Annotated in this window: 5 protein-coding genes and 1 pseudogene; 2 read left to right on the forward strand and 4 right to left on the reverse strand. The window is 61.0% G+C overall.

Annotated features, from left to right (window positions below; all coding sequences use genetic code 11):
• Positions 1-3 precede the first annotated feature (3 nt).
• On the reverse strand, positions 4-858 hold the full coding sequence (locus tag BRW65_RS15310) for an ABC transporter permease (protein ID WP_073875910.1): 855 nt from the start codon (positions 856-858) through the stop codon (positions 4-6).
• Positions 855-1,583, reverse strand: a complete 729-nt coding sequence (locus BRW65_RS15315) for an MlaE family ABC transporter permease (RefSeq protein ID WP_073875944.1) — start codon at positions 1,581-1,583, stop codon at positions 855-857. The genes BRW65_RS15310 and BRW65_RS15315 overlap by 4 nt, the downstream gene beginning before the upstream one ends.
• Before the next feature lie 1,939 nt (positions 1,584-3,522).
• Between BRW65_RS15315 and BRW65_RS15325 the strand changes: the two genes are divergently transcribed.
• A complete protein-coding gene (locus BRW65_RS15325; RefSeq protein WP_073875912.1) occupies positions 3,523-3,963 on the forward strand; it encodes a lipoprotein LpqH in 441 nt (146 codons plus the stop codon).
• 79 nt (positions 3,964-4,042) lie between these two features.
• On the opposite strand, the gene BRW65_RS15330 is transcribed toward BRW65_RS15325, so the two are convergent.
• Both BRW65_RS15330 and BRW65_RS15340 read right to left on the reverse strand, forming a co-directional pair.
• Positions 4,043-4,714, reverse strand: a complete 672-nt coding sequence (locus BRW65_RS15330) for a CAP domain-containing protein (RefSeq protein WP_073875945.1) — start codon at positions 4,712-4,714, stop codon at positions 4,043-4,045.
• A 603-nt stretch (positions 4,715-5,317) separates the two neighbouring features.
• Positions 5,318-6,316, reverse strand: a pseudogene (locus tag BRW65_RS15340) (aldehyde dehydrogenase family protein); the annotation flags it as partial.
• Positions 6,317-6,421: 105 nt separating this feature from the next.
• Between BRW65_RS15340 and BRW65_RS15345 the strand changes: the two are divergent.
• Positions 6,422-6,613 carry a hypothetical protein gene (locus BRW65_RS15345; RefSeq protein WP_244168098.1) on the forward strand — a complete coding sequence of 64 codons (192 nt, stop codon included), beginning with the start codon at positions 6,422-6,424 and terminating at the stop codon, positions 6,611-6,613.
• The last annotated feature ends 164 nt before the right edge of the window (positions 6,614-6,777 follow it).

A 6,777-nucleotide genomic window follows, 5' to 3' on the forward strand; every position in this document is an offset into this window, starting at 1 on the left:
CCGCTACCCGGACAGGTGGAAGTTGCCGGAAACACCGTAGGCGGCCAGCGCCACCGCCAACGTCACCGCCACCGCCACGATCAGTGACGTGCGCACAGCACGACCGACCGCCTCACCGACGCCCGCCGGCCCGCCCGAGGCGTTGAAACCGTAATAGGTGTGCACCAGCATGATCGTTACCGCAGAGGCGATCACTTGCATCAACGACCAAATGAGGTCTGTTGGTTGCAGATAAGTGTGGAAATAGTGGTCATATACGCCCGGAGGCTGTCCGTAGATGAAGATCACTAGCATGCGCGTGGCCAGAAATCCCGACAGCGCCGCCATACACCACAGCGGAACGACGACAACTACGCCCGCCAACACCCGAGTCGAGGCCAGGTAGGCGATCGTGCGGATGCCCATCACCTCGAGCGCGTCGATCTCCTCGTTGATCCGCATGGCGCCCAGCTGTGCGGTGGCACCGGCGCCAATTGTGGCAGCCAAGCCGATATCGGCGATCAGCGGCGAGCTGATACGGGTGTTGATGTAGGCGGACGCGAAACCGCTCAATGCCTGCACCCCGACATCGGATAACGATCGGTATAGCTGGATGCCGACGAGTCCACCAGTTGACATCGTCAAGGTGGTGACGATTACCACGGTGCCGCCGATGATGGCCAGAGCGCCCACGCCCAAACTCATGTTGGCGATCAGGCGCAGCGTCTCCACCTTGTAGCGGGCCATAGCCTCCCAGACCAAGCCGAGGGCTTTGACGTAGAACGCGGTCTGGCTTCCGAGCCGGTTCCATCCGTCAGCAAAACCGCGCACGCCCTTCGCCAGCCGCGGCAGCCGATGTGCCGCTGGGATGGCGGTCACGTCGTCGCCTTCGTTGTAACAGCGGTCAGCACCACATTGATCACGAACAACGCCATAAAGGTGTACACCACGGTTTCGTTCACCGCGTTGCCGACGCCTTGCGGACCGCCGCCCACGCTAACGCCCTTGTAGCAAGCAATGAAACCGGCAACTAGGCCGAACAGCAGCGCCTTGGCGAAGGCGATGACCACGTCGGTCAGGCCAACGAGCAGGGTAAGGCTCGCCATGTAAGAGCCCGGGTTGATGTGCTGAAAGTAGACCGAGAACAAATATTCGGTTACCAAGCCCACGATGGTGATGATGGCGTTCAATACCAACCCGTTGAGCCCCAACGCCAGCACCCTGGGCACCAGAAGCCGTTGCACCGGGTCGATTCCCATCACGCGCATGGCGTCGACTTCTTCGCGAATGGTGCGAGCGCCCAGGTCGGCACACATTGCGGTCGCGCCGGTACCGGCGACTACCAACACCGCCGTTATCGGGCCGAGGTATACGACGGCGGCTAGCGCGGAGCCAGTTCCCGAGGCGTCGGCAGCGCCGATTTCGACCAGCAGGACGTTAATGATGAACACGGCGAGAGTATTGAACGGGATCGCCAAGAAGACGGCCGGGGTGGCCGACACTCGAGCGACGAACCAGGCCTGATGGACGAACTCACGCCAGGCGAAGGGTGGACGGACCACCTGCGCCAGGATCTCGAGCGACAACCCGAAGAAGCTGCCGATCTCGCGTAACGGCTTGCCAGCAGAGGCCGTCCAGGCAGTAGCGCCCGGGGACGCCTTAGCCCGCGCCGGCGCGTCGGTCGAGGCAGTAATAGGTTCTGTGTCCGTCGCCACCACTAGCGCACTCGTTTGTAACCAGTCAGAGCCGACATTAGACGATGAATCCTCCCCGCAGCGGTATGACGTGCTGCTTGCCTTTCGAGCGCTGTGGCCCAGAGCACAGCGGGACGCTACACCATTACATTAAGGCAAAGCAACATCGACAAACATCCATTTTGGACGAACCCGCTTTGTGGCGTCGGCGCATCGATGGTGGTTTGCTGCGACTTCCAACGATTTTTGCTGAGATGTCGCAATACCCGCGCTCGCGGCGCCGCCGCCGGCTGGGTTCGCCACACCTCGCCGAACAGCATAGTACCTACTAGACCTCGTAGTTATCTTGCGAGATGGCTGATCGTCCGCGTCCAACCGGCCGGGCGGCCGACGCGCCAGGCGCACGCGCATCGCGACCAGTCCGACGTCAGAAAGTTTGCTCTCGGCTAGCTGATTAAGCTATTAATTACGAATTATGCTTGACGGGTGAAATTGTGATATCGGCAGATATATTTCTGGTTACCACCCTCACAGATTTATGAGCTGGACGCTAAGTACTGGCTTTTTGCAATGAGCTCAGATGCGTCGCTCGGTGGCCTTATCGCGTAACTCGAAATAGTTGAGATAATAAAGGGGTCGTGACGTAAATCAGGTCAGAGAAGCGGCGACGCATCCCTTGCATTTCCACCGTGACAGCCCGCCGCTGAGCCGGATTGAGTGCACACCGGCCCGTCTCCAGCGTCGTTATCGCTGAGACCCCGCAGGGTGCGTCGATCCATCGAAAGGGTCCTGAGCTGCGCTTACGCACAACGGTGGGCTACGAACTTTCTAGCGTCAGCGCGAGCTTTACTCCTCCTAGTGTGCCAAACCTGATTATGCGGGGCATACCACCATCGATCGACACCGACCCCCGCAGCCATGAGAATTAATCGCTCTATCCGACTCTGGCCTCAGGCCTGAGGAATGCTCTGTCGCGCGAGGACCTTGAGCCAGCACACAAAAGCGGCCGATCGAAGTGATGGGTAAAGCTAAATAGTTATCTATATATCGGTTTGTATCGTTGGCGCATTATTAGAGGCATTGCTGCAAGAATCTCAAGCGAACTCTGCACTGCTGAGCCGCGGTGAGTCAGGCGCGGTGCCGGACAGTTGCTACCCGGTTAACTGGCTGGGTATAGCCTCGCTCCTCCGCGTGCGGGCTTGTCCTCATCGCCGGATTCCGAACAGCCGCGTGAGGCTGTGCAGCCTCACCTTCCGAAGCCGGCGATGGTGCGCCACGAGTGTGCCGCCGACCTCTCGCAGCGCAGCTAAGCCGCCAGCGAGTCCTGGCCGGGCCGCTCGCATCGCATCAGCAGCAAAGCATCGAGTCCGTAATGTGCTGGTGTGACCGCCCAGTCCAGGGCCGTCGCCCGAGGCCATCCGGAGAAGACTCGCCGGCAGATTCCTGCTACTCGGATAAGGGGCCTATACACACTCGGATGGGCGACATCGCCCGGCGCGCAGGCGTGCACCGGTCGACGGTGTACTACTACTACTACTACTACTTCCCGAGCAAGGCCGTTCTGCTGGCGGCCTCCTTCGTACGAGTGGTTACCGTTACCCAAGACGCCGTCGAACTTGCTCGTCGCCTCGCTCACCCCTCGGCGATATCAAGTCACGGTATGCGGCTAACCCTTCAACATTGTTGTCCTCGTTGAGACGACGAGCCGGCGACCATGACCACGACACCAAAGTCGGATACTGTTGCTTTACCTAGCTGGCCGCTCGCGGTGCTGAGCAAGCTGTTGCCGAGCGTCGAGCTGCTCTTAGTGCGGAGTCGGGAAGACAGCGAGATGAAATGAGGTGCGCTCGTGCAGAAGCGGTTCCGCAACGCGTCCGCGATCGTTGTGGTGGCAGCCAGTGTCGGGGCATGCTCACCGTCCCGCGCAGCCGAACCTGCGCCCGGTACATTGCTCCCGGAAACCGCGCAGGTAACGATCAACGGCCATGTGCTTCCAGAGACCCACGCGGTGAAGTGCGTACCGATGGGATCGCTAACTACGGTTACTGCCGGTGACCCTGTGGCAGGCACCAGCGTGTTCGTGTCCAATGAGAGTCCTCTGACCGCCAAAACGATCAACATCAACAATCTGGGCGGCTTCACCGGCAGCTACGCCGAACACCTCCAGGGCGCCGCCGAGGTAACCCTGCACGGATACACCTACACCATCCGCGGACGGGCCGAGGGCTTTGACGCCGATAACCCCAGCTTGAGATCAACCGACACTTTCACCATCAAAGTCGCCTGTTAACGCGGCCAGCTATCTTTGGCCGAACTGCGTTGACTGTGCGGCCTTTGACGGGGGTTCGCAAGGATGGACGAATCCCGCTCTACTCCGGAGGATTGCCCGGCGGCGGGTACACCCCCCTCAGGATCCACGGGAACCAGTTGAGACCGAACTCGAGTTCATCGCTGGCGTCATAGTCGGGACTGGGATCCAGCGGAATATTCTGTCCGTCGGTATTTAGTGGTGTCGCTCCCCGTCCCGAGGGATCGCCTTGCGGCTGTCCGTATAGCGCAACCACAACGGTACGATCCGGACTGTTCAACGACCACACCCCCATCTGGCTGTTCGCACAGCTGGACATGATCTTGAAATCGTCGGGGTTGTGATACCACCGGTTGATCAAGTCGTTGCCGCTGATCGCGATTGACTGATTGATCGCCACCGTCTCTGCCACCGGTCCGTGGAAACCGGCCGCATTAGCGCGGTCTTGCGGGCTAGACCCGTCCGAACCGATATCACCATCGAGGGCGCGGTTGTTCAGCAGATCCTGGGTGTGGCGCTGCGCAGCGGCTTGCAGTTGGGGGCTGATTCTCACGTCGTTAGTGCAGCCAGCTTGATGTTGCACGGTGAAGACGTTGGCGACGACACCGTCGTTGAGTCGCTTATTGTTCGGTATGAGCGTGTTGTTGTCGTTATCCGCATGTGCGACGGGAATGCTCAGCAGGGCGCCGGCGGCAACCATCAAGGCAGGCAGGCGCTGCGGCCAATATTGCATGTCCAAGTCCTCCTTGTTAGCCACAAAGCGGTGGTCGGCGGTGCCGGGCGGCGGACGCTCTGCGACCGAGTGCTGGCCTCGCTGATCGGATCGACTTGCTCAGCCGATGTAGGACCGAATTGAGCTTGACATGCATGTAGGCTACCCACGGCGCCGCGAAGTCGTCTAGAGGTTTTATTACTTAAATGAATATATGTTTAGGCGGCTGTTCAGGCCTGTCGCGATCCCGATTGGCGAGGCGGGCTCAACGATGTGGCCATTACGTCGACGAGCGCGTCATGATCGGCCCGGGCGGCACGGCGCGAACCCCAGCCCGCAGTTACCTACTACCGTGGCGGTCACTCCATGTGAAAACGACGGGTTGAGCCGGCCAGATCGCCTGGACCGTCGTAGTGGGTATGCAGAAACGATCGCAGCCCCAACCCCGAAGCAGGACAGTGCGTCGGCAACGATCTCGTCTTCTGTCACCGGCACGTTCGGATTCACGGTGTTCGACGTCGCACCGTTGATCGCGGCCTCGATGATGACCGGTTCGCTCGCTGCTGCTCCTGCGTCGGAGTGTGAAATCTGCTGGAATGGTATGAAAGTGGTTGCCTGTCAAGGCTATTTCATGTTGGGGATGCTGAACTCGGCGCCGTCTTTGATGCCCGACTGCCACCGCTGGGTGATGGTCTTGGTCTTCGTGTAGAGGATGATCGACGAGGGACCGTGCTGGTTGAGGTCGCCGAAGCCGTACCGCTTCCAGCCGCCGAAGGTGTGGTAGGCCACCGGCACCGGGATCGGCACGTTGACACCGACCATGCCGACCTGCACGCGGGAGACGAAGTCGCGGGCCGCGTCGCCGTCGCGGGTGAAAACCGCGACGCCGTTGCAGTATTCGTGCTCGGACGGCAGCCGCAGGGCCTCCTCGTAGTCGTGCGCGCGCACGATGCACAACACCGGCCCGAAGATCTCGTCGGTGTAGATCGACATGTCCGGGGTGACGTGGTCGAACAGGGTGGGGCCGATGAAGAAGCCGCCTTCCAGGCTCACCTGATCGAAAGTCAGGTCATCGCTGACGAGTTCGCGCCCATCGGCCACGGCTTCGGCGCCTGTCGCAATGCCTTGACCGATGTAGTCCTTCACCCGCGCTAACGCCGCCGACGTGATCAGTGGCCCGTAATCGGCCTTTGGGGGTCGAGGCTATGGCCGACGCGCAGATTGTTGATCCGTTCGACTAGCCTGGCGCGCAACCGATCCGCGGCCGATTCGCCGACCGGGACCGCGACGCTAATGGCCATGCACCGCTCACCCGCGCTGCCGTACCAGGCGCCGATCAGGGCGTCGACGGCCTGATCCAGGTCGGCATCGGGCATCACGATCATGTGATTCTTGGCTCCGCCGAAGCACTGTGCACGCTTACCCTTGGCGGCGGCGGTCGAGTAGATGTCTGGGCGATGTCGGAGCTGCCGACGAACCCGACTACCTTAATGCTCGAGTGGTTCATGATGGCGTCGACGGCCTCCTTATCGCCGTGTACCACCTGGAAGACGCCCTTGGGCAGTCCCGCTCCGGACTGAGCTCGGCCAGCCTCACGGCGATGGACGGGTCCCGTTCGCTGGGGCTCGGTGTAGCCCAGGCAAATCAGATCCTCACCCGCGGCGACGACCTGGTCTTGCCAAGATTCATGCCGGCGGTGCGATCGCGGTGGTCGCGTCCAATGCCGCCATGGGGTGGCAAAAGGAGCTGAAGCAGCTGATGGAACTGGTGTCCACCGACGGGTTCGATGAGGGCAAGCGGTGGTGCCTGGCCAATGACGAGATGGGAGCGGTCGGTGCATACCTATTTTCCAAGAAGTCGATCAAGGCCCTGGGTGGCGTCCCGGGCCGCCACGCTGATCACCGATGGCATCCGGCTTAACTGCATCAACCCCGGCCCCACCGACACCGCGATGCTGTGTCAATGGCCAAGTAGAAGTACCCGCTGGTGGCCGGATAAAAGTACCCACCCCGTGCAGTGATTCTTAGATTGGTTGGGGGTTCTCCTTCCGGTGTTGGGCGTCCTTCATTCGGTAGGACTGGCCG

Origin of the sequence: Mycobacterium paraffinicum (assembly GCF_001907675.1) — a bacterium.
GTDB lineage: Bacteria > Actinomycetota > Actinomycetes > Mycobacteriales > Mycobacteriaceae > Mycobacterium > Mycobacterium paraffinicum_A.